24 protein-coding genes are annotated in these 24,316 nt (G+C 47.9%); 6 read left to right on the plus strand and 18 right to left on the minus strand.

Going from position 1 to position 24,316, the window contains the following annotated elements:
* Positions 1-159: 159 nt before the first annotated feature.
* Both KXU80_RS05485 and KXU80_RS05490 read left to right on the plus strand, forming a co-directional pair.
* Positions 160-1,047, plus strand: coding sequence for an ABC transporter permease subunit (locus KXU80_RS05485; protein ID WP_219837253.1), 888 nt, complete (start codon positions 160-162; stop codon positions 1,045-1,047).
* Complete coding sequence (locus KXU80_RS05490) at positions 1,044-1,949, plus strand: ABC transporter permease (protein WP_219837254.1); 906 nt, start codon at positions 1,044-1,046, stop codon at positions 1,947-1,949. Before KXU80_RS05485 ends, KXU80_RS05490 begins: the two co-directional genes overlap by 4 nt.
* A 118-nt stretch (positions 1,950-2,067) precedes the next feature.
* On the opposite strand, the gene KXU80_RS05495 is transcribed toward KXU80_RS05490, so the two are convergent.
* The 8 genes from KXU80_RS05495 to qoxA all read right to left on the minus strand — a co-directional run bounded on the left by KXU80_RS05495 (position 2,068) and on the right by qoxA (position 8,851).
* Positions 2,068-2,415 carry a winged helix-turn-helix transcriptional regulator gene (locus KXU80_RS05495; RefSeq protein WP_219837255.1) on the minus strand — a complete coding sequence of 116 codons (348 nt, stop codon included), beginning with the start codon at positions 2,413-2,415 and terminating at the stop codon, positions 2,068-2,070.
* 252 nt (positions 2,416-2,667) lie between these two features.
* On the minus strand, positions 2,668-3,012 hold the full coding sequence (locus KXU80_RS05500) for an antibiotic biosynthesis monooxygenase family protein (protein WP_258171267.1): 345 nt from the start codon (positions 3,010-3,012) through the stop codon (positions 2,668-2,670).
* Between the two features lie 55 nt (positions 3,013-3,067).
* A complete protein-coding gene (locus tag KXU80_RS05505; RefSeq protein ID WP_219837256.1) occupies positions 3,068-3,814 on the minus strand; it encodes an SDR family NAD(P)-dependent oxidoreductase in 747 nt (248 codons plus the stop codon).
* A gap of 216 nt (positions 3,815-4,030) precedes the next feature.
* Positions 4,031-4,732, minus strand: a complete 702-nt coding sequence (locus tag KXU80_RS05510) for a Crp/Fnr family transcriptional regulator (protein WP_219837257.1) — start codon at positions 4,730-4,732, stop codon at positions 4,031-4,033.
* A 192-nt stretch (positions 4,733-4,924) separates the two neighbouring features.
* Positions 4,925-5,248, minus strand: a complete 324-nt coding sequence (cyoD, locus tag KXU80_RS05515) for a cytochrome o ubiquinol oxidase subunit IV (protein ID WP_219837258.1) — start codon at positions 5,246-5,248, stop codon at positions 4,925-4,927.
* Position 5,249: 1 nt separating this feature from the next.
* The gene (gene cyoC, locus KXU80_RS05520) at positions 5,250-5,861 is read right to left on the minus strand and encodes a cytochrome o ubiquinol oxidase subunit III (RefSeq protein ID WP_219837259.1); all 612 of its coding nucleotides are present in this window, start codon (positions 5,859-5,861) and stop codon (positions 5,250-5,252) included.
* A complete protein-coding gene (locus tag KXU80_RS05525; RefSeq protein ID WP_219837260.1) occupies positions 5,858-7,843 on the minus strand; it encodes a cbb3-type cytochrome c oxidase subunit I in 1,986 nt (661 codons plus the stop codon). Before KXU80_RS05525 ends, cyoC begins: the two co-directional genes overlap by 4 nt.
* Positions 7,844-7,870: 27 nt before the next feature.
* Complete coding sequence (gene qoxA, locus KXU80_RS05530) at positions 7,871-8,851, minus strand: cytochrome aa3 quinol oxidase subunit II (RefSeq protein WP_219837261.1); 981 nt, start codon at positions 8,849-8,851, stop codon at positions 7,871-7,873.
* Positions 8,852-9,173: 322 nt separating this feature from the next.
* Here qoxA and KXU80_RS05535 point away from each other — a divergent pair, with 322 nt between their 5' ends.
* On the plus strand, positions 9,174-10,001 hold the full coding sequence (locus tag KXU80_RS05535) for a dihydrodipicolinate synthase family protein (RefSeq protein ID WP_219837262.1): 828 nt from the start codon (positions 9,174-9,176) through the stop codon (positions 9,999-10,001).
* Positions 10,002-10,068: 67 nt separating this feature from the next.
* On the opposite strand, the gene KXU80_RS05540 is transcribed toward KXU80_RS05535, so the two are convergent.
* The 4 genes from KXU80_RS05540 to KXU80_RS05555 form a co-directional block, all read right to left on the minus strand.
* Positions 10,069-10,929 carry a tyrosine-type recombinase/integrase gene (locus tag KXU80_RS05540; protein ID WP_374987777.1) on the minus strand — a complete coding sequence of 287 codons (861 nt, stop codon included), beginning with the start codon at positions 10,927-10,929 and terminating at the stop codon, positions 10,069-10,071.
* Positions 10,930-11,691: 762 nt separating this feature from the next.
* Complete coding sequence (locus tag KXU80_RS05545; RefSeq protein ID WP_219837264.1) at positions 11,692-12,705, minus strand: alcohol dehydrogenase catalytic domain-containing protein; 1,014 nt, start codon at positions 12,703-12,705, stop codon at positions 11,692-11,694.
* 144 nt (positions 12,706-12,849) lie between these two features.
* A complete protein-coding gene (locus tag KXU80_RS05550; protein ID WP_219837265.1) occupies positions 12,850-13,452 on the minus strand; it encodes an NADPH-dependent F420 reductase in 603 nt (200 codons plus the stop codon).
* A 266-nt stretch (positions 13,453-13,718) separates the two neighbouring features.
* On the minus strand, positions 13,719-14,825 hold the full coding sequence (locus KXU80_RS05555; protein ID WP_219837266.1) for an oxidoreductase: 1,107 nt from the start codon (positions 14,823-14,825) through the stop codon (positions 13,719-13,721).
* Between the two features lie 371 nt (positions 14,826-15,196).
* On the opposite strand from KXU80_RS05555, the gene KXU80_RS05560 reads away from it, so the two are divergent.
* Positions 15,197-15,787 (plus strand): TetR/AcrR family transcriptional regulator, encoded by a 591-nt coding sequence (locus tag KXU80_RS05560; protein WP_219837267.1) that lies wholly within the window; start codon positions 15,197-15,199, stop codon positions 15,785-15,787.
* A 216-nt stretch (positions 15,788-16,003) separates the two neighbouring features.
* On the opposite strand, the gene KXU80_RS05565 is transcribed toward KXU80_RS05560, so the two are convergent.
* Positions 16,004-16,606, minus strand: a complete 603-nt coding sequence (locus tag KXU80_RS05565) for a WG repeat-containing protein (protein ID WP_219837268.1) — start codon at positions 16,604-16,606, stop codon at positions 16,004-16,006.
* 118 nt (positions 16,607-16,724) lie between these two features.
* Positions 16,725-16,883 (minus strand): WG repeat-containing protein, encoded by a 159-nt coding sequence (locus KXU80_RS28390; RefSeq protein WP_374987778.1) that lies wholly within the window; start codon positions 16,881-16,883, stop codon positions 16,725-16,727.
* Positions 16,884-17,341: 458 nt separating this feature from the next.
* Here KXU80_RS28390 and KXU80_RS05575 point away from each other — a divergent pair, with 458 nt between their 5' ends.
* Positions 17,342-18,973: a glycosyl hydrolase family 18 protein gene (locus tag KXU80_RS05575; protein WP_219837270.1), complete on the plus strand. Its 1,632-nt coding sequence runs from the start codon at positions 17,342-17,344 to the stop codon at positions 18,971-18,973.
* A gap of 245 nt (positions 18,974-19,218) precedes the next feature.
* A complete protein-coding gene (gene uraA, locus KXU80_RS05580; RefSeq protein ID WP_219837271.1) occupies positions 19,219-20,484 on the plus strand; it encodes a uracil permease in 1,266 nt (421 codons plus the stop codon).
* Positions 20,485-20,570: 86 nt separating this feature from the next.
* Here the strand turns inward: uraA and KXU80_RS05585 are convergent, their stop codons facing one another.
* From KXU80_RS05585 to KXU80_RS05600, 4 genes are all read right to left on the minus strand, one after another.
* Positions 20,571-20,906 (minus strand): nuclear transport factor 2 family protein, encoded by a 336-nt coding sequence (locus KXU80_RS05585; protein WP_219837272.1) that lies wholly within the window; start codon positions 20,904-20,906, stop codon positions 20,571-20,573.
* A 320-nt stretch (positions 20,907-21,226) separates the two neighbouring features.
* On the minus strand, positions 21,227-21,574 hold the full coding sequence (locus tag KXU80_RS05590) for a winged helix-turn-helix transcriptional regulator (protein WP_219837273.1): 348 nt from the start codon (positions 21,572-21,574) through the stop codon (positions 21,227-21,229).
* A 93-nt stretch (positions 21,575-21,667) separates the two neighbouring features.
* Entirely contained in the window at positions 21,668-22,462 is a 795-nt protein-coding gene (locus KXU80_RS05595) for an NAD-dependent epimerase/dehydratase family protein (RefSeq protein WP_219837274.1), read from the minus strand.
* Positions 22,463-22,914: 452 nt separating this feature from the next.
* Complete coding sequence (locus KXU80_RS05600; RefSeq protein WP_219837275.1) at positions 22,915-24,174, minus strand: stalk domain-containing protein; 1,260 nt, start codon at positions 24,172-24,174, stop codon at positions 22,915-22,917.
* Positions 24,175-24,316 lie beyond the last annotated feature (142 nt).

Consider the following 24,316-nt stretch of genomic DNA (forward strand, 5'->3'; position numbering starts at 1 on the left):
AAAGCGAGCGTCCCATATAACGTATTCGGAGCATGAATGGCGCTTTACAACCCACTCTTCTTTTCAATCGGCATAGCATCAAGTATTTAAATTTTTAAACTCAGCGGCTATACTTGATAGAATAAACCTATGAAACTCTGATTGAAAGGAAGTACCTGCATGTCGAAAGTGCTCCAAATTACACTGGCTTTGCCAGGAATAATATTGTTCGTCCTCCTCTTCGCCATGTTCCCCGCCGTGCTTCATTCCGATGTGTACGAAGGTATTCTGCATGTGAACTGGGCTGGCGGCTTTGAAAGCATTCGAGCTTACTTGTCGGGCATCGGGACAGGAGCGTCTTTTCATTACCTCGCAGGTAAAACCGAATTATCGTTCTGGGCTGAGATTGGCCGCAGCTTCATGGTAACACTCATCTATATGGTGGTCGGGGCTGTAATCGGCGTAACCGTTGGTATTCTGCTTGGAATCTATGTTGCAGTTACTCGTGCGGATTGGCTTAAACGCATTTTGGAATTGACAGGTGTCCTGCCGGATTTCGTCATTGTGCTCCTGCTGCAATTTCTTATCGTGTTTATCGCATCCGAAACGGGCATCGTGCTCTTTCAAATTGGAAGCTTATCGGTTGATGAACCGGCAATTGCGCTTCCGCTCCTATCCGCGGTCATTATCCCCGCCAACTATATGGTTCGCAATGTCGCGCTTCAAATGAGTCACACGTTCACCGAGGATTATATTAATTTCGCCAAAGCCCGTGGACTTGGCAAAACGTACATCATCTTCCATCATGCGCTTCCGAATGTGCTGCCCTTCGTTAAAGCGGATCTGCATAAATTCATGGGGATTCTATTCGGCAACCTCTTTATCTTTGAGTATTTGTATAATGTCGGCGGTGTTACGCTGCTTGTGTTCTCCAATGCATTTGCAAGCCAAGGCTACCAATACAGTCTGGTCGTGAATGGCATACTGACGCTGCTGGTGCTCTATGCCATCGTTTATGCGCTGCTTCGAGGGCTATTATTCGGCTGGGAGAAGGTGTTTGCAAGATGAATAAAACGTTATTTGCAGGACTGCTCATTACGATTCTCATGATTGCGGCTTCTTTCTTCGGAAAATATGTCTACTGGCATGATTTGAACGAACATCTGGAAGTCAGCTATACCAACGGCGTGTTGGTCGTACCGCCTTCGCCGCCAAACGGAGACTACCTGTTCGGAACAGACAAATACGGCTACGACTTGCTCGCGAAACTATTGGACGGTGCGCGTTTTACGATTTTGGGTGCTGTCGGCGTTGCTTTTGCGCGAGTACTGATTGGTGGAATGTTAGGCCTGATTCTCGGCTACTTCGGCAAGGTCCAGACGAATCGCGGCGGACGGTTTACGATCTGGAATGTATTGAACGGCATTCCGGTCTTTATCATCGTATGGATGATTATGATCGGCTTTACAATGAATCCGAAGTCGACTGCAATATGGATGACGTTCATCCTTACGCTTATTATGACCATTCTAGGCATTCCGTCGGTAGCTGCCTCGATCAAGGAGAAAGCGACGCTTATTAGGGAGAAGCAATTCGTCCTTTCGGCTAAATCGATCGGCGCCAGTCATTGGACGATTATTCGATCGCACATCTTCCCCCATCTGAAGGAAAACTTCACGATATTGTTCGTGCAGGAAGTCGTACTTACACTTGGCTTGTTCGGACAATTAGCCATATTTAATATCTTCGTCGGCGGCACTAAGATGCTCTTCGATCCCATTGAATATATGAGCCGTACGAACGAATGGAGCGGTCTGATCGGTCAAGCAAGAAGCAATTTGGATATCTATCCATGGGTAATATTCTTCCCTCTCTCCGCTTATATCGTGTTCATCCTCGGATTTCATCTCATATCCGTCGGACTCGAGAAGAAATATCAGAAGCAATTCGCGAAATACTCACATATTTAATGCCATTAACTAAATCGAAATCTGCCAAAATAGGGACTGACCAAAAAGTCGAGTGACTTTGGTCAGCCCCTATTTTACACCGCTTGATGTTTTCTAGATCGCGCTTTGAATCTTCCTCTTATTCGATATGCAAAATTCGGTACTCTTCCTGATCAAATGAAATACCCGCATAATTTTCACCCCATTTGCATAGCCCTCTCAAAATGGGTTCAAGCGATTGACCAAGTTCAGTAGTGGAATATTCGACTTTCGGAGGTACTTGATTATATATTTTTCTATGAATAAGTCCGTCGATTTCTAATTCTCTGAGCGTTTGAATGAGCATCTTTTGAGTGACACCCGGCATAAGGCGCTTTAGCTCACTTGTCCGTTTCGGGCCTTTTATCAAATAGAACAATATCAGCCCTTTCCATTTCCCTCCGATAACCTCCATCGAAACTTCCAGGTCGCAGTAATATGTTTTCATATTTGATGCACCAACTCCAATTTTGAATAGCCTTCTACGCGTTAAGGCAAATCTATTAATATAAATCTAATATTTGCGAGAGCAATTCAGTGAAGCGATGCTGTATTAGTGATTCGCTCTCTTCTACTGAGTTGTTCTAAGCCAATTAACTGCATCGGATAAAAGATAGAAGTTCCCTCCATGTAAAAAAGGGAAACGTACGTGAACGTTTCCCTTTAATCAAGAAATTACTTCGTTATTGCTTCCTGAAGGTTACTTGCTTTGTGCATGGGTAAGTTGGCTTCCCCATTCTCCTTTCGGTTCTAACCAGGTGACGCTGCGGTCTTCAATTAATTGGCCCAAGGTTCCTTCGTAATCCTTGCGATACGATCTCGGGAATTCCTCCTGCAACCAGCTGTCCCTTGTTCCCTGCCAAATTTCATAGATGATCAAGTCATCCGGTTGATCCAAGTCATCAGACAGAATTGCGCTTACGAATGCTTCTTCGGCCGACATCACTTGAATAAGCGATGACAATTGCTCACGGAATTCCTCTTTTTTACCGGGTTTTGTTTTGAATCGAATGTTCAATACGACTTGTTGGTTTGTAATAGACAATTTATTTCCTCCATCATTTGAAGATCATAATGACTATCGGTGAAATATCTCCGAATTAAATTTGCGCAGTTCCACCATCCACGAATAATTCAATACCATTTACATAGCTGCTTTCGTTAGAGGCAAGGAACAACACGGCATTTGCGATTTCTTCAACGGTTCCCACTCTGCCGAGTGGAGTTACGGTCTTGGCATGCTCAAGGACTTGATCGATTCCAGCTCCGAACAAATCATCATAAGCAGGCGTATGAACGAATCCAGGACTTATGACGTTTAGACGCATGCCAGTGCCTTTTAGATCGAGGATCCAGTTGCGTGCCAGCTGCCTTATTGCAGCCTTCGTTGCACCATAGACACTGAATGCGGGGTCTCCAATGGAACCGGCCGTGGACCCCGTCAGGATGATGGATCCTGCTTTGTCCGGAAACAAGGGCAATGCCTTTTGAACCGTGAATATCGTGCCTTTCACATTAACATCGAATGTTTTATAATAATGCTCCTCCGTAATTTCGCCCAGTGGAAGCATAGATCCAACGCCGGCATTTGCGAAGAGAATATCTAGTTTCCCCTTCTCTTGCTTGACTACTTCGTATAGTCTATCCAAATCTTCCAATTTGGAAATATCGCCTTGAACGCCAGTAACATTCTTCCCGATCAGCTTCTCCGCCGCATCCAATTCGCTTTGTCTGCGTCCCGTAATAAAAACATGCGCACCTTCATGAACAAACTGCTGCGCTGTTGCAAGACCAATACCGCTCGTACCACCTGTTATTACAGCTACTTTTCCATCAAACTTTCCCATGGTTCACACTCCATATTCTAATTTATACAGCAGCTCGAGCTGTATTCATCAACATTTTCAATGCACTGTACAGGACTATTATGTTTCAAATGTTCTAAAGATAAAAGTACTTACTTTTTAGTGATATAGTCACCTAAAAGTAATAATTGCGGCGATCCTCACCTTATAAGCGCGAATGACTACGTCTCAAATTATGGTTACAGCCGGACGGATCGATTATTTATTTTCAAGCAGTTCGTTTAGCTTCTTGACTCGCACCATGATGTTTTTCCTCGCGGTGATCACGGCGCCCTCCTTGGCAAGCTCTTGTAAGATGAGGGTAACCGATTCTCTTGTTCCCCCGATCATATTCGCCAATTCCTGATGGGTAAAAGGCAAATTGATGTAATGCCGGTTATTTTCTTTGACGCCGAACCGCTTGGATAGCTTGTGGAGGAAGAAGATCACTTTACCTCGGAGATCATTCATGGTCAGCTTCTCCAGCACTTCGTTCCGCTCGTGCAGTCGGCAGCTCAATTCACTTAAGAATCGAAGAGAGACCTCTGGATACGTCCGCAATATTTGCTCGGCCTGCTCCTTGGAAATCATGCCGATCACCGTATCCTCCAACGTTTCCATATAATAACCATTCGTCCCCATCGAGAACACATCGATTTCGCCATAAATGCTGCCCGAGCTCAACATGCCTATTGTGTACTGCTTCCCGGCTGCGTTCGTTTTGAACAGGCGAAGTACGCCCTCGATAACGAAGAACAAGCCATGCTTGTCCTCCTCTGGCGTTTGAACGATCGTATTCTTAGCCACCGTTTGAAATTCGGCGATCGGCTCGCACAGCTCAATATGGTTTAATATTTCAGGTGGGAGCGATGCAAATAAGCCAATTTGGGACAAATGCGATGGCTTTGTCGTGTGCAGCACGCGACACCTCCGGAAACAGGTAATTGGAATAAACGCAAATAGACGACTCCATTCCTTGCCAATGGCAAGGCGAAGTCGTCTTATTTTGAGCTATTCCGCTCATATTATGCGAGCTCTTGCTTTCGCTTGACCACGACGAGCCGATCTAACCCTAATAACCGCAGAGCAGCGAACGCTCTCCATCCGCTGCATTCAGCCTGCAACGGTATTGTAGAGCATGATCCAGAGCGACCCGCCAACGATAATCACGAGGATCACGAGCCCGAGTATCAGGGAAATCAAGTTATAACGCGGCTTCTTCTCCTCGCGCAGATGCATGAAGAAGAACAGCTGAACAGCCAATTGCAATACGCCGGCCGCCATGAGCACGATCGCTTTCGCACTGCCCTCCAGCCAACCCCCCACCGCAATAGCCACCGATATGACGGTCAGAACGAGGGAGCATAGAAAACCGATCGTATAGGAGCGAATAGATCCATGCGATTCTTCGGAATGAACCGAGCCAACATGCGCCATCTTAGTTCACCCCCATTAAATAAACAACGGTGAATACGAATATCCACACCACATCAAGGAAATGCCAAAACAAACTGACAATTTGCACTTTCCGCTTCGTGACGGGCGTTATTCCCTTGCGGGAAAGCTGTATCATCAATCCAGCCATCCATACGAGGCCAACCGTCACATGCAGGCCATGCGTGCCGACGAGCGTAAAGAAAGCCGATAAGAATGCGCTGGTGCTCATCGTTGCGCCTTCGCTTACGAAATGAGCAAACTCCTTCACTTCCAGTCCGATAAAAGCAAGACCAAGCAAGGCTGTAATCGCGAGCCATCCGATTAGTGCCCGCAGCTTCCCGCGATTCATTGCAAGCACCGCGAGCCCGCACGTGTAGCTGCTCGTGAGGAGAATGAACGTGCTTGCGATCACGCCGCTTAATTCAAACAAATCCGCTGGCCCCGGGCCTCCGTTGGTATTATTTTTTAGAACGAGATACGTGGCAAAAAACGTACCGAAAATCATGATATCCGTCATGAGGTAAATCCAAAATCCGAACGTGCGCATCTCTTCCAAATCCGGATGATTATGATGCCCGGCAGTCGATTCTTCCCTTATAGGCGCTGCATTCATACGTGGGTCACCTGCCTTATTTCTGCTTCCGTTCGCTCGATATCTTCGACCGGAATGTAATAGTCGGTATCATAATTAAAGGAATGAACAAGCATGCTGATCGCAACGCCGGCAAGTCCCGGAATCGCAAGCCACAGCCAGTGGAATACGAATCCGAACCCTGCCATAAACCAGAAGCCTGCCATTACGATCGGGATGCCAGAATTTTTAGGCATATGAATGGGTTCCAGCATCATCTTGACCTGCGAACCCGCATTCCCTTGCTCCTTGCGCAGCTTCTCTTCCCACCAATCATCAAGCTCCGCAGCATGCGGAATGACGGCAAAGTTGTAAGCTGGTGCGGGCGATGGAATCGACCACTCCAGCGTTCGGCCGTTCCACGGATCTCCAGTGGTATCGAGATTTCTGCGGTAATGCTTAACGCCGTGAACGATCTGCCACACCTGGAACAAGAATGCGATTCCCATCAGGACCGCGCCGATGGTAGACACGAAATTGAGTCCCCACCAGCCTTTATCCCAGCTATAGGTGACGACGCGGCGCGTCATGCCCATTAATCCAAGTGCATACTGCGGCATGAAACAGACATAGAACCCGATATTCCAAATCCAAAATGCCCACTTGCCGATCCGCTCGTTCAGCTTAAAGCCGAACAGCTTCGGCCACCAGTAATACAGCCCGGCAAAATAGCCGAATACGACGCCGCCGATAATGACCTGATGGAAATGCGCGATCAGGAAGAAGCTGTTATGGTATTGAAAATCCGCCGGGGCTACCGACAGAAGCACGCCGGTCATGCCGCCGATGACGAAGCATGGAATAAATCCCATCGTCCACAGCATCGGCGTCTCGAACGTGATCTTGCCTCTAAACATGGTGAAGAGCCAGTTAAATATTTTGACGCCCGTCGGAATTGCGATAAGCATTGTCGTCAAAGCGAAGAAGGCGTTGACGTCGGCGCCAGAGCCCATCGTAAAGAAGTGATGCGCCCATACGAGAAACGACAAGATGCTGATGATCATCATGGCATACACCATTGATTTATAACCGAACAGCTTCTTCTTGGAGAACGTCGCCACGACCTCGGAGAAGATCCCGAAGGCTGGCAGTACGATAATATACACCTCGGGGTGCCCCCACATCCAGATGAGATTGATGTACATCATCGGGTTCCCGCCGCCGTCCAGCGTGAAGAAATGCGCACCGGCGTAACGGTCCAAGAACAACAGCGCAAGCGTTGCCGCCAAGATGGGAAAGGCAAAGATGACCGCGATGCAGCTTGACAACACCGACCATGTAAACATCGGCATTTTCATAAGCTTCATGCCCGGTGCGCGCATTTTCAGAATCGTAACGATGAAATTGATCCCGGTCATCAAGCTGCCGATCCCGGAGATTTGAATGCCCCAGATATAGAAGTCTTGCCCGACGCCGGGGTTGTACATCAGCTCCGAATAAGGCGGATAGGCGAGCCAGCCCGCATCCGGCGAGCCGCCGATGACGAAGGACAGATTAAACAGCATCGCGCCTGCGAAGAACAGCCAGAAGCTGAGTGAATTCAGGAACGGATAGGCCACGTCCCGTGCGCCGATCTGAAGCGGCACGACGACGTTAAACAAACCGAACATAAACGGCATGGCCATGAACAGAATCATGATGACGCCGTGCGTCGTGAAGATCCCGTTGTAATGATCGGGCTGCAGGAAATGTAAGTCCGGCATAGCCAGCTGCGCCCGCATGAGCAGGGCGTCCACCCCGCCGCGGAACAGCATAAGAAACGCCGCAAGAATATATAGAATGCCGATCCGCTTATGATCGACCGTTGTCAGCCATTCCCGCCACAGCCACCCCCATTTCTTGAAATAGGTCAGCGTTCCGACGACGGCTAGCAGCGTCAGCACAATACTCACGTCCGCACCGTAAATCAACGGATCGCCTGTTACAAAAAAGTTGGAGGCGAAGTTTTGTATACGCTCCAGCATGATTTCATTTCTCCCTTCCTGTCTTCTCTAGTGGTTCATGGACATACCGTCCATCTCATGCTCCGACTTGCCGTCCATCTCATGCTCCGACTTGCCGTCCATCTCATGCTCCGGCTTGCCGTCCGTCTCATTTCCAGATACCCCATGATGATGAGCAGACGCATATTTGGTTACTGTTCGTTCGAACAGCCCTTTCGGGAAGGACGAGTAAGTCAGCACCTTTGATGCGGATGGCTCGGCCAATTGCTTGTAGCCGTCCTCCGTAAGCGCGGGAGAACTCGATTTGACCCCGCTCACCCATTGGTCGAATTGCGCCTGGGTTACGGTGTCCACGTCAAAGTACATTTTCGCGAAGTCGGTGCCTGTGAAATTAGCGCCAGAGCCCCAGGTTTTGCCCAGCTCGTCGCCCTGCAAATACAGCGTCATAGCCATGCCGGACATGGCATACATTTGACCGCCAAGCTGCGGGATCCAGAACGAATTCATCGGAGAATCGGCCGTAATCTCGAAGCGAACCGGAACGTCCTTCGGGATCTTCAGCATGTTGACGGAAGCAATATCCTGTTCGGGATATTGGAACAGCCACTTCCAGTTCAGGGAAGTGACCTGAATCGTCAACGGTTTGACCTCGGATTGCAGCGGCCTGGATGGCTCCAACGCGTAAGTGGATCGTACGGTGATAACCGCGATTGCGAGAATCACAATAACCGGAATTCCCCACCAGATCACTTCCAGCTTGGTGCTGTGTGACCAATTCGGCTCATAGGCCGCCTTCCTGTCCTTCTTGTCCCGATAGCGCCAAATAATGATGGCCGATAGAATTAGAACCGGCACAATGACGATCGAGCAAAGCCAGGTGGACAGAAACATCAAATCCCGCTGCTGCTCCGCGATCGGCCCTTTCGGGTTAAGCACGCTGACTTCGTTCGAGCATCCAGCAGCGATCAGCATCACCATGACTGCCATCGCCAAGACTGCAGTCGTTCGCAGCGCTTTGGGTACGTTCATCTTTCTCAACTCCTTGTAGCTTGCTTATGTCAGCTTCCACTTTAAAAGAGCAAGCCAGCTGTGTCACCAGCCGCTTGGATACGTAGTTCCACCATCCAAATTCAAACTTTTGAAAGAAATTGAACACGGTTTGGTCACAATTTCTTCGTTGAACTTGCGTTATAGCGATTACGCATCAACTGCCCGCCTCGAGCAAATCGGCTTGCTCAAACGCATCGCCAAATGGGTGGTTACATTTGCTCCGAAACGGACTATATTCAGGCCATATCAATCAATATCAACGTACAACAGAGCTAATTTTGGGAAATTGGAGGAGAATGTCATGTTTACAGAGCAGAACCTGCGCGGTGTGATCGTTCCGATTGTCACGCCGTTTGATTACAGCGGACATCTGGATTTGCTATCTTTCGAGGAAATGGTCTCCCGATTAGTGGACAAGGGCATCCGCGGGGTAGTCGTGAACGGCACGCCCGCAGAGTCGCCATTCGTTGAAATCGGCGAGTTGGAATTACTTGTGAAGTCGGCGCGCAGCGCATTAGGCAGTGTTCCGCTGATTGTCAATACAGGTTCGAGCAGCAGTGCCGAGGATGCAGTGAATCAAATCGTATGGGCTAAGTCGCTTGGAGTGGACGCCGTTCTGGCTGCTCCTCCTGTTGACGGCCTCCATTCGCAGCTAGCCATTATTGAACATTATGATGCGCTGTCGCAAGCAAGGCTGCCCGTCATTCTCGATGATCGTTACCGCAGCTCACATGCCTCACTGACCTTGGAAACGATACAGGCCATTATGGAACGGCCTCATATGGTCGGCATGAACGAGAGAACTGCTGATTATAAACGGAACTTCAAGCTTGCCCGAACGATGAAGAAACCGGTTCTTTGCGGCGACGACGAGCTGTTCTTCGCCTCGCTCTGCTGCGGGGCCAAAGGCGGCATTGTGACAAGCGCGAATCTGGACAGTGATCAGTTTGTGACTGTCTATGAGCTGTATCAAGCCGGCCAGATCGAGCAGGCGAACGAGCTGTTCAACCGCTTGCTTCCGCTCGTTCAATTCCTAACCTCGGAGCCGGATCCCGCTCCGCTCCGATGGCTGCTCGCAGAGCGCGGCCATATTCGCTCGGATCAAGCGCGATCGAGCCGCGGCGCCTAAAAAAAAGCTTGCTCATTCGCGGCTCAGAGGCTGCGAATAGGCAAGCTTTTTGAATTTGACGCGTCAATTACCCGATCGCGTGCAAAGGAATATGAATCGTCGACATGGCCTGCTTCTTCTGATTATCGTTCACATGTGTGTAAATCATCGTGGTTTCAATCGATGCGTGACCCAGCAGCTCCTTCACCACGCGAATATCTACCCCGTTCTTGAGCAGCATCGTAGCAAATGTATGCCTCAGCTTATGGCAGGATAGCTTCATATCCGTGACCTTGGGATTATGGGCCTTGAACGCTGCGAACGTCTGCTCGGCGATCTTCTGAATTTGGCGGATGGACAGCCGCTGCCCTTTCTGCGATACGAAGAACGCTTCTTCCTTCGCACGGTAAGGCGTAATTCTGTCCTTCTCGACTTCATCCAGCACGGACAGCAGTACCTCGGGAACTGGAATCTCGTTCCACTTCCTTCCCTTACCGAATACCTCGATCGTCCCCTTTGTCTTCTTGAAATCCTTCAGGTTCAACCGATGCACCTCGCCTACGCGCAGGCCGCAATAGCTCATCAGCAAGAAGATCGCAATGTTCCGGTCACGGTAACGGCCTTCGATAAACGCTAGGCTCTCGACCAGCTCCTCTTCTTCGAGGTAAACCGGCTTTTTGTTTTTCTCCGTCTTGGATTTCTTGACCTCCAGCGCCGGATTGCGTGTGGCCAATTCAAAATCCGCCAGTGCGGTGTAAAAAGAGCGAATCGCAGATAACGTTCGATTCCGTGTTCGGTCGCCAGTCGAGTCTTGCTTCGCGACCAGAAATCCGATGATATGCATTTTTCCGGCTTTATCTACATCCAGCCCGTCCAATGACGCCAGATAGGCAAGAACTTCTCTTGTATATTCCTTCTGCGTCGCAGCCGTGTAGCCTGCTTGTTTCATCCAGATCAGAAAGGCACGCGTCTGTTCTCCGTATAATTCCTCCAGCTCGTAGTTGCGCGGCAAGCATGCCCACCTCATTTTCCTCGATATATACGCGGAGAAGCCTATCAAAATTGTGAATAACGATACTTGTACTAGAAAAATAATCCCGTATAAACGAAAGTGCGCAAAACATGTGTTTTGCGCACTTATTATAGCACATCATATCCATCATTTGCACGCCTCAATCTTATCTTGCTGATTCATTGAAGTTGTCCGTTGCGCCAATTAGGTCGACGAACCGTGTTCGACATTGGAATTATATGATTTACATTGCCTCCTTTTTAACACTTCTTCCAGAGTCACTAAATTTCATTCCTTGCTTTTACAGATATTAGCCTGTAAGTATTGGACATACTCCACTACAAGGCATTGCTTATAGAGAACAATTATAACTAAACTCCCATTAGCACAAAAAGGCTGCACGCGGCAGCCTTTTTACGTTTCTTCAACTATATTGTTCCGTTAGAGCTTAACCCCGAAATCGCTTCTAGCGGATCAATGGGGCGAATTCCCCCTGTAACCAAGAAATAATTGAATTCCTGCTGTCCCGAAAGTATCATTTATCACTCTCTTATAGTTATCCCACTTGAAATAAAAGGGGCCAATATTTATATTTTTAGCGTTGGGCAACTTCCCCTTTCCACGAAACCAGCCTTGGCTTCTTGCATGTTAAAAAACGGCGCTGATACACCCTGGGATGCAGCAGCGCCGCAAGAGCAGCTATTCGAATTTCAAAACGACGTTGCCTTTTTTCCCAGGCGCAGTAACAGCTTCCACGGCATGCTTGATATCGGATAGATCGAGTTCCTTATAGCTTGAGAACATGGGCTTCGAATTGCTTCCCACCTCGATGGCGGCTTTCATGTCTTGCATCCGCTCATCTGCCGTCGTATCTTCTTGCCAAGTCATGATCGTTGCCCCGACCAGTGTAAGCGACTTTACCGTTAAAGCGGTCATGTCTGACGGTCCACTCGCCAAGGATCCATAGGAAACGATGCGGCCTTTGACGGCCAACAGGCCGAATAGTCCGGTTAGCATGTCGCCGCCGACCCCGTCAACCGCCAGCACGATGTCTTCTCCGGCTGCTTTGCGGACCTCAGCCTGCCAGCCATCCACGTCGGTTGCGATCACGTTTCCGCCAGGCAGCTCCCTTTCCAAATGTTCGCCTGAATGGGTGGAGCGTACAAGGCGAATGGGGTCGATTCCCTGCTGAAGGGCAAAGTAAGTGATCATTTTGGCCACAGAAGATGATGCGCCGGTCTGAATCAGCCGCCTCGGGCGCGGCTCTAGTTCACGCAAGCCCGCTCGAAGCACATGCCGGGCTGTGATGGTATTGATGAGCAGCTGGGTCGCGATTACGTCCGAAATCTCATCGGGCAATGCCACCAAAGCCTGGGCAGGTACAGCTACATAGCTCTGCCATGCTCCCGGGTAGAAGAACGCCACGCGCATGCCCATCGTCAAACCGGTTCCATCCAGTGCTCCCTGCGCGGCATCCTCGATGACTCCTGCCGCCTCGAGGCCAGGCACCCGACCTTCGGGCAGCTTTTCCGACGAATCGGAGTACTTTGTGGCAATCAGCTGGAGATCACCTGGATGAATCACGCTCCTTGTGATCCTGACCAGCACCTCGCCTTCGACAAGTGGTTGGTCAAAAGTCGCGGACTCCACCTCAAGAACCTCTTGAGGATCGCCGAAGCGATACTGGATGATGCGTCTTCCTATGCGTGCCATATTTCATCCTCCTTGACTATAGGGATAGGAAAGCAACGAATCTGCTATTTCCATCCCTTTATTTACATTTTTAATCTTTAGTTAATCTCGATTCAGATATCAATTAAAGATCTCCGGATAGCATATCAACCCTTAAATGTTGCTTCAGACGCAGAATTTCTCCAAGAAATTCAAATTCAACCCAGCAAGAGGACCGCCTATTTGCTGAAGACTACCGCCTTGGCTTAAGGGGCCGAGATCAATGCATGCAAAACCAATTCCCTCCCAGATTTCTTGGAAAACTTGTTTTGTCGGGCTGTCGTCTCCAGATACGAAAAGGACCGTCTTCGGCTTCTTTTCCGTATAATCCTGAATCCATTGCATCGGAACGGTGTTGAAAGCTTTGATTACACGAGCGCCCGGAGCATATTGCGCTACGATTTCACTGGAATTCACTTCTGACAAGTCACCAAGGGAATCCATATTGTCAAAACGGTTGGTAGCATCAATAAGAACCCGGCCTGTCCAATCAGGAACCATCGACAAAGCTGCAGGAACTTGCGACCACGCTACGCTCAAAATGACGTAGTCCTGCTCAGCTGCTTCTGATGGCGTTCCAGATTTCGCGCCAGCACCGAGCGAACTTACCAGCTCCGACAACGTTTCGGGACCACGGCTATTACTCAGCATGACTTCGTGGCCGTGCAGCAACAGATGCTTCGCCAGCGTTTGAGCAACGACTCCTGCTCCAATAAAGCCAAATTTCATTACGCACCTCCGGGTATTATCTATTTATTTTATCGAGTCGTAACGAAATCGTTACTGTTACAATATCGTTTAAAAAAGGCAGCAAACAACAAAAACACGACCCATAGGCCGTGTTTTTGTTGTTTGGGTAACCCGGCGGTCATCACTTGGACAGTGAGACCTGCCTTTCGGCCAGTTTTGTCTTTATCTTTATTTAATTTTCACGAAATCTATTTTGTACAAATCCTCATATTAGTCTCGTTATTGTTCTTCAATAAGGATATTCTTTACTCCGCATGCCCATATAATTCTTGGTCTTTTAGACTAGGTGTAGGACCCAAAATATTCTCTAAAGATGATTCCAACGGAAGACCCTTCTCTGCTTTGACCACCCAGTCATGATTAGCTAGTGCGGCTTTTCCTAGTGAAATCAAATCTGAACCTGCTTCCAGCGCCCTTTCGGCATCCTCTGGCTGATCCAGTTGCCCATTAGCAATAATAGTCGTATTTCCATATTTTTTCGCTAATTCAACTAGTGTCGAACCACTATCCCCGAAGGCCGGTGCATGGGCATTATATTCAGTGATGTGGATATAATCGGGCTTTTCTGCGCCAATGGCTTCGAAAATGATTCGGGCGTCTTCTTCACCGTTTGCCCACTTGTGCACAAAGTAATTGGCTTTAGCCTGCGATATTCGAACGCCGACAACAATACGTTGACCCACTTTTTCCTTGACGGCTCTAATAATTTCGGTTGTAAAACGTACACGGTTCTCAGTTGATCCGCCATATTCATCTTGACGTAGATTTGTGAAATCTGTCAAAAATTCGTCCAATAAATAACCGGCTGCCGCGTGAATCTCTACCCCGTCGAACCCTGCTTGTTCAGCTCTTAAAGCTGCTTCCGCAAAACTGGCTATGATAGCTTTGATTTCTTCTCGTGTAAGTTCCTTCGGCGTTAAATACTCGCCGCCATCACCTCCAAATGCTGGTGATTGCTCACCAAATGGCTTCACAGCCGAAGGAGCCACTGTCCCTTCTTTATAAATATTACCTATAGCGAGAGCACCAGCATGGGCAATTTGCAATATAATTTTACCACCCTTAGCATGAACAGCTTCAGTTACTTGTTTCCAAGCTCCGACATGCTCAACATTTGCGATTCCTGGTTGAAAACTATATCCTTGACTGTATTCTTCATCTGGGTATGTTCCTTCGGTAATCACAAGACCAAATCCACCCGCAGCATAGCTTTGATAATATCGCGCCATTCTATCGTTTGCATTTCCATTCTTTTCGGCAGAAGTGCGAGTCATCGGGGCAACTACTGCTCGGTTTTTCAAGGTAAGACTTCCTAGATTATATGTGGAAAGAAGTTTTTTAGGCGTTGTCATGAAAAGTATCTCCTCTTATGTCAAAAAGTTATTTTTCCCCAAAAGTCATTAAGTCTCTAAGGTCTACGGCTCGACAATGTTTTCTCCAGTGGATTATTAATAATCTGTTCCTACGTTCAAGGACTTATACAAGAATAAATGAATTTGCTCCTGTAGTACCGGTACCGGATGCGTACCTAGAATATCAATTATTGACGGTTTAGTCAATAATCAATTTACCTCTTTAATTTGCACAGTAAACTCATTCGTATCCTCTAGGAAAAACAGAAATTCCGAATTCATGACTTTATGGAATCATCCTTTTCAGGCAGATCTTTGCAATCAATTTAGCGTGTATTGTCTTTATAGCTCGTAAAAGATACAATGTGCATATGAGCAGACCAAGAGAATTTGATTTTGATAAAGTGCTTCACCAATTGATGTTGACCTTCTGGACCAAAGGGTATAAGGGTACTTCTTTGGAAGATTTGATAGCTGCCAGCAAATTAAAAAAACAGAGTCTTTATGGAGCTTACGGTGATAAACATACTTTGTTTTTGAAAACACTTCAGCTCTATAGAATTCAAACCCTTGAACAAATGCGTGAGTTATTAAACCGAGAGGATTCAGCTGCGAAAGCATTAGAATTATGGAAATCATCTCTCCTTACTCCAAGTGACTGCTATCCCAAAGGATGTTTTATTGTAAACGTAGCTCTGGAATTTGGAACAGATGATTTAGAGGTAAAGACTGAAATTGAAGCGATGTTTAAGGAATCTGAGAATTTATTGGAGGAAGTTATTGTTCGTGGTCAGATACAAAATGAGATTAGTAAAAATTTCCCAGCAAGTATAATAGCGAAGAGTTTAGCAAATACACAACACGGTCTCCGAATATTAGTGAAAGCTGGAGAAGAAAATCAAAAAATCAAAGATCTTCTAGACTATGCTATAAACTCTATTCTCATTGTCTCCCCTAATTGACGTATGAAATGCATAATCAGACTGCTTGAGTATTAATTTAAGGTAAGCGGCCGATCTCGTTAAGATCAGCCGCTTACCTTTTTTATTGCCTCTCGCCTGGCTTCGTTGTCATCAGGCTATGTACTTGAGCATTCGCTTGTATAGTTGTACTAGGTATTGGCATGTTAATTGTATTGGATGGACTAGAGAGCTATACCTCAGAAGTAGCATCAATCGTCATAGGTTGTGTGGAAAAAATCGAACTACTAAATCCTTATTAAGGTGACCTGGAACCTCGCCATGATATAGAATAGCTGTCTCAGTTGATTTTAAATATTTAGTTGCAAATATTCCGTTACGATCTATATATCCCCAAAGCTTTCCTAACCTAATTTGGGCGATCCCTCCTCCAAACGGCTCAGCGTCTTTATAAATAGGATCAATAACGACTACCCCATCATAATTCATGAAACCATATTTACCATTCCGCTGAAAAACAGCTAACCCTTCAGAAAAATGATCTACATATTTATACTTCAAAGGAATTTTAATGTCTCCATTCTTGTTAATAAAACCACACTTACCGTTTAATTCGACTATTGCCAATCCTTCAAAGAATATATTTGCTTTATCCCATTCATTGCTGATAATAAGATTATTGCACTTGTCGATGTAGCCATACTTTTTTCCATATGGTTTTGCTGGAGCTAGATCATTATGAAAAGTTCCTAAACGTTCATATTCGTAAGGGATTATAACATCACCATTTGAATCTATAACCCCATAACCTGAAGTCGTTGAGACAACTGCCGTACCACTAGAAAACCCTGACGCCCGCAAATATGTAGGAGGAATTAAAAAGTTCCGTCTATCTTTAGATATGCAAATTTATCTTCTTTAGTAACTAAAGCTACCCCTTCAACAAAACCGCTGGTTGCTGTAATAGCTAGGTTTGAAATTACTCTATTATTCTATCAATCATAAGGAAATGCCCAGCACTAGATACTATTGCTCTATTGTTATAAAACATTGTCGCATCTTCATAAATGGGATCAATTATTACTTGATTATGTTCGTCAATAAAACCAAAAAGTGATGTCAAATTAACACTCCTCATCAAGTGAGTATTTTCTCGAAACCCGCGCCACCATTTAGTAAACTTTGCATGATCTACTTTTGTAAGTGGGACTAAGTTGTCTGGCGATGTATTTTAATCATTATAATCGTTGTCTCTCCGGTATTGTCGAAGGAGGTTATGTTGAATTTCTGTGCCTTTCCAATCGTCATTAACAATATTACCAGGATATTATATATACCATTTTATGTATTTTATTCAATCGCAATCTTTCAAAATCTGTTCTGTTGCTTTTTTGAAATCACACAAGCCTACCCTTTTTTACGGAATAGGCTCGGGAAAGCTATCAAGTTCTTATCACCCGACATCAATTCAACACACGCCTATTAAAGGTTTCAGGCAGCTCTGCCAATTATTGAGGATAGGTATTGGTACCGCGATTGATTACGATAGAAGGATGAGATTTATACGATTAGAATCAAGAAAGAGAGAACCATGCTATGAAGTACAACGCTGCCCTTAGACGAGCGCTTATTGCGCTTAGTCTGATCCTCAGCGCCGCCTCCTTTGCCATCACGCCTTATCCTGCATCTGCTGCGGAAGCAGTTCAACTTCCATATGACGATTTGAAGAACAATTTCGCAACGGAAGCGATTCTTAATATGTCGAGCCTTAAGTTCATTACAGGTACGGGAGTACGACGTTTCGAACCTTATAAAGCGATCACGCGCGCCGAATTTGTGACGATGATCGAACGTTTGATTGGAATCAAGCCGGTATCCAGCGCAATTCCTACGTTCACCGATGTTCCCAAGACGACATGGTTCTACGAATGGGTGCAGCCCGCGATTCAATTGAACCTGGCACAAGGCACCTCTCCCGCTCTGTTCGAGCCGAACCGCTCGGTTACGCGTCAAGAAGCTGCAGTCATTCTCACACGCGCGCTGAAGCAGCGGCTAGAGAGCGATCCTAGTGATCGGGACGCCATCTATGAGGATCAAGACCTTATCGACGATTGGGCGCTTCCGTCTATCTATCGCATGTACGATTTGGGACTGATGAGCGGCGAAGACGGCAGCTTCCGTCCATCGGATTCGATGACCAGGCAAGAAGCAGCCGTACTGATGAACCGAACATGGACGCATCCGGGCTGGTCGGAACAGATCAAGGCGGCGCCGCAAGCCAAGATCCAGCTCGGCTGGCAGTATGGACAGACCACCAAGCAGTTCGAACAGCAAGCCGTGCAGGCAGGTGTGAACACCTTATCGCCGCGATGGTACTTCATTGGGAAGAAAGGAGCGTTCGAAGATCAATCGGATACCTCGCTTGTCGCGTGGGCGCATAAGCAGGGCAAGAAGGTATGGGCGATGGTCGGCAATCATTCCGATCAAGAGATGACCCACCTCATGTTGATCAGTGCGGTTAAGCGCCAGACCTTGATTAAGGAGCTGACGGATCGCGTACGGAAATATAATATCGACGGCATTAATATCGACTTCGAGAATATGATGCCCCAAGACCGGCATTCATTCACGGCTTTCATTGCGGCCTTGAAGCAAGAATTAGCGCGTGTTCCTGCTGTATTATCCGTTAACGCCTCTCCCGATCTCGGAACGGATTGGACGGAAGTTTTCGACTATGCCGCATTAGCAAAATACGCCGATTATCTCCTTCTCATGGGCTATGACGAGCATTGGGGCGGCGACCCCGTGGCCGGCTCGGTCTCTTCCCTCCCTTGGTTGAAGCAAGGAATCGAGACGCTGCTGAAACAGGTGCCAGCCGAGCAGGTCATTCTGGCGTTGCCGATGTATACGCGCAATTGGCGCGTATACAGCAATGGAACAACGCAATCCGAAGTATTGGATCTGCCGCAGCAGAACCGTCTTGTGCTGGCCAAACAAATCAAGACAACTTGGGACGATCAACTCGGCCAGTATTATGCAGCCTACAAGGATCGGTCGACATTGAATTGGATCTGGCTCGAGGACGGACGTTCGATCGCGTTGAAAGTCAGTCTCGGCGAGTCGTATTCCCTTGCCGGTTACGGCTATTGGTATCTAGGAGGCGCAAGCGTCGATATCTGGTCCAGCATCCGCAATGTGATGCGAGTGCAAGCCTATCATTTCACTTAATTCGCAGATGTCGGAATAAGACCGTCATCGTCTTTGCTTTCATTTATTTGAAATCCTATGCACGCCTTCCCTCTTCGCTCAGCTAGGCACTCATGGAATAGTTTAAGGCTGATCGGCCACACTACATTCAACCTATTTCCAGTACGGATTGACTAAAATTCGGAATTTGTTAAAAAAATATGTCGAAATATGTCGCATTCATGATAAAATAACGTTCGGGAAGTTAAAAAAAGGAGGATCCATCCGTGTCACGCATCATTCAAGTTGAAGAACGTCCATCCATTGGAGCAAGCATTCCGCTCAGTTTGCAGCATTTGTTTGCCATGTTCGGCTCCACCGTACTGGTCCCTATTCTATTCAAGGTAGATCCGGCAACGATCCTGCTCATGAACGGGATCGGCACATTGCTCTATATCTTGATGACGAAAGGGAAAATCCCGGCATTCCTCGGCTCAAGCTTCGCCTTCCTCTCTCCGGTATTCATTGTCATCGGATCCAAAGGCTACAATGCTGCGCTTGGCGGCTTCTTGATCGTTGGGTTGATTTTCACCATTGTTGCGCTTCTTATTAAAGCCGTAGGAACCAAATGGATCGATGTCGTATTTCCACCTGCCGCAATGGGAGCAATCGTCGCCGTAATCGGGTTGGAATTGGTTCCAACCGCTGCCGGAATGGCCGGATTGATCGCACCTGGCGGAGCTGCCGATTGGTCACCCAATTCCACCGAATTAATTGTTTCGCTGGCAACCTTCTTAGTTGGGGTTATCGGCACTGTGGCTTTTCGCGGGATATTGAAGGTGATTCCGATCTTGGTCGCCATTATTGTGGGCTACGTGTTATCTTCCATGCTTGGATTGGTACATATCGCGGATACTTGGCAAGCTGCCAAATGGATTCGTATGCCAACCTTCTACAAACCGGAGTTTGATTGGTCCAGCATTCTGATCATCGCGCCTGCCGCGCTAGTCGTTATTGCCGAGCATATCGGTCACTTGATCGTTACCGGAAATATGGTCGAACGGGATCTCTCCAAAGAACCGGGTCTCAGCCGATCCTTGCTCGGGAACGGTATCTCCACTATGTTGTCCTCGCTGGTCGGCTCAACGCCGAATACGACTTATGGGGAAAACATCGGTGTTATGGCTATTAGCCGCGTCTACTCGGTATGGGTGATCGGCGGCGCAGCCGTCTTTGCCATCATTCTGTCCTTCGTCGGCAAAATCGCAGCACTTATTCAAACGATTCCTACACCGGTCATGGGCGGCGTCTCCTTGCTTCTATTCGGTGTTATCGCGGCTTCGGGCATTCGGATGCTCGTGGAAACGAAAGTCGATTATGCCAAGCCGGCTAACCTGATTCTGACAACGGTCGTTCTTGTCATCGGACTAAGCGGTATGGCGCTCAAATGGGGTCACATCGAGCTGAAAGGAATGGCGCTCGCGACCATAGTTTCCATCCTGTTGAGCTTGTTCTTCAAGCTGCTTGAGGTATTTAAGCTATCTAATGATTAATGAGATTAATATATAAATGGCGCCACAAGAATAAGACCTTGTGACGCCATTTTTTTGTTTTCATCATTATATAGAAGCGGATCTAATTACGGATGGTCGATGAAAATGTACAACGTTTGAATAAGATCTCCATTCATGATAAACACATCTTCCCCAGTTATTGCATCTGGTTGGTCCAACGGTCCGAAGCTCCATGTGAGCTTTACAATATTATGATGCTCGTCCTGCTGCCTCTTCGTAAAGACAAACCCGGGAAACTTCGATTGCACCTCATCAATTAATCCCATGAGCGCATCATGTCCACGAAAGACATCTGCATAGTTAGGATCGAACACTTCGCACGTTTCGGCATACAACTCGTCGATAGCTTGTTTTCTCTTCTGACGGTCGGTTTCACTCCATATTTCCAAATGCTTCTTCATGCGTGCTTCAGAATCCTTCAACCTTCCCATCCCCCCATCCAACTGTCTCTTGTCCCGCGCCAAACCTCCCGCCCCACGAGAGTCATTATGCAGCAACGCGATTGCTATGAGAAGTACGCACTTATTATTGATATAGTCACCAAAAAGTAATAATTGTACTGCGCCTGAAGTCAGTTATGTCTATGATTTACAGACGAGGCACATTCATGCATCGCAGCGCAGAAAAAAGACCATCCTCATTAGGGATGGCCGATTCTAAAACAGGCTCATACGATTCGATAGATGCGCACACTGCCTCGTTTAAATTTCAACTCCTACTCCTACTCCAGGTGCAGGATTTCGAAATCCCCTTCGGCATAGGATGTCTCCGCATAGCTGCCTCCCCAGCTGCACAATGCGCGCAGAATAGGTTCTAACGATAAGCCTAGCTCGGTAACCGAATACTCCACCTTGGGCGGAACTTGATTGAAGCTTTTTCGGCTTAGTAGCCCGGCTTCTTCTAGTTCTCGGAGCGTTTGAACGAGCATTTTCTGCGTAATGCTGGGGATGAGGCGTTTCAATTCACTTGTTCGTTTCGGACCCTTGATCAGATAATACAGGATGACGGGTTTCCATTTCCCTCCGATGATATCCATGGTCACTTCAAGGTCGCAATAAAAGGTTTTCATGCCGTAAAACTCCCTATAGCTCTAAATAACGTCGATTGTAGCTTTTGCGTCCAGCAAGCATATTAACCACTCGGCTGAGCGGCGTTATGCAGATCAAGACTCAAGACTTGATTCTTGGATGAACGTTCCGAAATTATAACGCGGCCGGTATCCCAGCTCGTCCCGTTCTTTGGTTAGATCCATCGGCTGAATCTGTGCAGGCGGCGTCATCTGATACTTCTCAATCACCCGCTTGGCACCGGGATAAAGCTTGTCCCACGCGTCAACCGGCGATGCTGCGTATGCTTTTACGTCTTCTTCCGTAAATGGATCATGACGGACTAGATGGTAAGCACCGAATGGATGCGGACTATTGACAGCCGCTGCCACCGCTTGAATCACATCTCTGCGGTCGACACCGCCATGCAGCAATCTTTCACCATAATGCCGAAGATCCCGGTAAGGCGTGAAATCCGCCGGACGCAGCATAATGACCTCGATCCCATGCTCGTCATGATAGAATTGACACAGCTGCTCACCAAGCTTCTTCGTGTACGCATAGAAGTCCGTGCCGTAAACCGACATGCTCGATAACCAGACCACGCGGCGCACGTTATTGCGAACAGCCGATTGAAACATCTGAAACGTGCCTGTTACATTCAGATCATAGAATTCCTGCTCTGAATGCGTTCCCATATGAATGCCGTGCCAAGCCGGCGTATGTATGATGGTATCCACGCCTTCGGAAGCGGCATCCAATGCCCCTTGCTCGCGGACATCCGCAGGAAAGAACGGAAGCGAGACAGCCAGCTGCATGGCATCGGATAACCGAACCTCATGCTGCTGCTGCAACGCTTCCGATGCGCCTGACCCGACATTACCCGAGGCACCCGTTATCAAAATTTTCATCTTCCAATCCCCTCTCTAAGATAGCAGCGTTTCCAGCTTTCAATAGTATATCAGCGGAAATGCTGCCTGATAAGAAGTGAAAAAATGATTACTCAGTAACCTTGAGGTAACCATAGGACCGAAGCGTCCGCAGCCGTTCGACCGTGAACCAGCCGCGCCATTCCAGCTCTCCTCCCGGGCTGACCGCAGGAAAGCTTATTGGCCACCCTCCATCTTCCTGTTGTTCACGGATCAGTGCCTGTAAGCGCAGCGTTACATCATCCTCCGAGATAAACGAATATGCCTCCTGGGATCATTCGAAATGGATTGCTTGTAAGGCCGTCATGCGTCATCCATCTAACTCATTCGGCAGCGATCGACCAGCTGCTTCGCCAAGTGTGTATGTCCTGCCTTAATCATTCTGTCGGTTCGTTTCACCAGCGCACCTCGCGTTTGTTGGAATAACCGGCAGGTTATTGATGAAGCGCAACGGTCTTCCCGATCGCGGTCATCGTATCATCGCCCAGCAGGCCAAGCCGCCAGAACGCAACGCCTTTGAGGCCATACCGTTTGGCTAGACCGATCTTGCCGGATACGGATTCCGCTGTCTCGCTCCCCATGGAAATACCGAGCACCAGCTTCGTCTTCGGAACTGCCTTGCGTGCAAGCTGAATCGCTTCGTTCACGCGGTCAAGCGGCTCCGGCCCCTTCTCGTACGAATATTCGTAAGCCATGATGATGATTTCATCGGCATACGCTGCCAGCTTTTTGTAATCGTAGCCCTTATAGGAGCTGTTAAGCGGATGAAGAGCCAGCGTTAGATTCAGGTGGGCGCTATGTGCGCTTTGGGCCAAGCGCTGTACGAAATCCGTGTAGGATTGTTGAATGGCGGGCAAATCGCCCGACAAGCCGAGACCTTCGAAGTCCAGGGTGATCCCGGTGAAATGCGTGTCCGAAGCTAACGAAACCAATTGTTCGATTACGCTCGTTTGCAGCGCCTCATCTTGAAGCAGCTTCGTTAATTCGCCGCTGCCGTCCATGGCTACTGCCATTAAATTCGGCTTGCCGCCGGCATCGACGGACTGCTGCACGATCGACTCCGGTGTGACGCTGCCTGCTGCCTCGGGCCAGAAGAAGTCTTTGCCCTTCAGCGTGAGGCTGCCGGCTGCGTCAATGCGCGTCCAGCCGAAAGAAACGGAATCGAATTTCGGTACAAGGTCTGCTTCCTTAAACGAAGAGATTGCATAGAAGGCTTCCGTGTACACCGGCTCGATCGGCGATATAATCGATACCGTCTGCGTGCCGCCGTCCCAGTTCACCGCCGCGCCAAACTGCGCACTGAAGAAGCTGAGCGGAACGAAGATGGAGCCGCCCTTCGCGATCGGGGCCGCGTTCAACAGCTTCTGCTGGTCATTGACGACGGCCTTCCTGTCATTCTTATGCAGAATGACCTCCGCCACGGTGCCATCCATCGATTTGGTCGCCGTCAAGGACTGTGTCTTGTCGGACCATTCCACCTGAATATTCAGTGCCTCGGCGATGGCACGGAAAGGAACCATCGTCGTACCATGCAGAATAAACGGAGGGGCTGAAAACGGCAGCGGGAAGCCATCAAGCATGATGCGGATCGGTTGTCGTTCAATTGGAGCCGACGACGCGTTCGTCGGTACGCCTGATAATAGAATTAGGACAGAGCTAGCAGCCAGCAGCGTTGATTTGATTCTGAAGATCATGGTCCAACTCCCTTTAGCGCTTGATAGAAACAGCACTAAGTATAGCAGAAACCGCGCTCTTCCTTCTATCAAAATTTTGATTTTAATAGAAATTAATCAAAATTCTGGAATGATATACACCGCACTGCCTGCCGATCCGAAG

This window comes from Paenibacillus sp. R14(2021), assembly GCF_019431355.1.
Taxonomy (GTDB): domain Bacteria; phylum Bacillota; class Bacilli; order Paenibacillales; family Paenibacillaceae; genus Paenibacillus_Z.

Excerpts from the sequence above, each read along its gene's own strand:
- KXU80_RS05485 (WP_219837253.1), top strand. The coding sequence starts at position 160 with ATGTCGAAAGTGCTCCAAATTACACTGGCTTTGCCAGGAATAATATTG.
- KXU80_RS05490 (WP_219837254.1), top strand. The coding sequence starts at position 1,044 with ATGAATAAAACGTTATTTGCAGGACTGCTCATTACGATTCTCATGATT.
- KXU80_RS05495 (WP_219837255.1), bottom strand. The coding sequence starts at position 2,415 with ATGAAAACATATTACTGCGACCTGGAAGTTTCGATGGAGGTTATCGGA.
- KXU80_RS05505 (WP_219837256.1), bottom strand. The coding sequence starts at position 3,814 with ATGGGAAAGTTTGATGGAAAAGTAGCTGTAATAACAGGTGGTACGAGC.
- cyoD (WP_219837258.1), bottom strand. The coding sequence starts at position 5,248 with ATGGCGCATGTTGGCTCGGTTCATTCCGAAGAATCGCATGGATCTATT.
- cyoC (WP_219837259.1), bottom strand. The coding sequence starts at position 5,861 with ATGAATGCAGCGCCTATAAGGGAAGAATCGACTGCCGGGCATCATAAT.
- KXU80_RS05525 (WP_219837260.1), bottom strand. The coding sequence starts at position 7,843 with ATGCTGGAGCGTATACAAAACTTCGCCTCCAACTTTTTTGTAACAGGC.
- qoxA (WP_219837261.1), bottom strand. The coding sequence starts at position 8,851 with ATGAACGTACCCAAAGCGCTGCGAACGACTGCAGTCTTGGCGATGGCA.
- KXU80_RS05535 (WP_219837262.1), top strand. The coding sequence starts at position 9,174 with ATGTTTACAGAGCAGAACCTGCGCGGTGTGATCGTTCCGATTGTCACG.
- KXU80_RS05540 (WP_374987777.1), bottom strand. The coding sequence starts at position 10,929 with ATGAAACAAGCAGGCTACACGGCTGCGACGCAGAAGGAATATACAAGA.
- KXU80_RS05545 (WP_219837264.1), bottom strand. The coding sequence starts at position 12,705 with ATGGCACGCATAGGAAGACGCATCATCCAGTATCGCTTCGGCGATCCT.
- KXU80_RS05550 (WP_219837265.1), bottom strand. The coding sequence starts at position 13,452 with ATGAAATTTGGCTTTATTGGAGCAGGAGTCGTTGCTCAAACGCTGGCG.
- KXU80_RS05555 (WP_219837266.1), bottom strand. The coding sequence starts at position 14,825 with ATGACAACGCCTAAAAAACTTCTTTCCACATATAATCTAGGAAGTCTT.
- KXU80_RS05560 (WP_219837267.1), top strand. The coding sequence starts at position 15,197 with ATGAGCAGACCAAGAGAATTTGATTTTGATAAAGTGCTTCACCAATTG.
- KXU80_RS28390 (WP_374987778.1), bottom strand. The coding sequence starts at position 16,883 with ATGAGGAGTGTTAATTTGACATCACTTTTTGGTTTTATTGACGAACAT.
- KXU80_RS05575 (WP_219837270.1), top strand. The coding sequence starts at position 17,342 with ATGAAGTACAACGCTGCCCTTAGACGAGCGCTTATTGCGCTTAGTCTG.
- KXU80_RS05585 (WP_219837272.1), bottom strand. The coding sequence starts at position 20,906 with ATGAAGAAGCATTTGGAAATATGGAGTGAAACCGACCGTCAGAAGAGA.
- KXU80_RS05590 (WP_219837273.1), bottom strand. The coding sequence starts at position 21,574 with ATGAAAACCTTTTATTGCGACCTTGAAGTGACCATGGATATCATCGGA.
- KXU80_RS05595 (WP_219837274.1), bottom strand. The coding sequence starts at position 22,462 with ATGAAAATTTTGATAACGGGTGCCTCGGGTAATGTCGGGTCAGGCGCA.
- KXU80_RS05600 (WP_219837275.1), bottom strand. The coding sequence starts at position 24,174 with ATGATCTTCAGAATCAAATCAACGCTGCTGGCTGCTAGCTCTGTCCTA.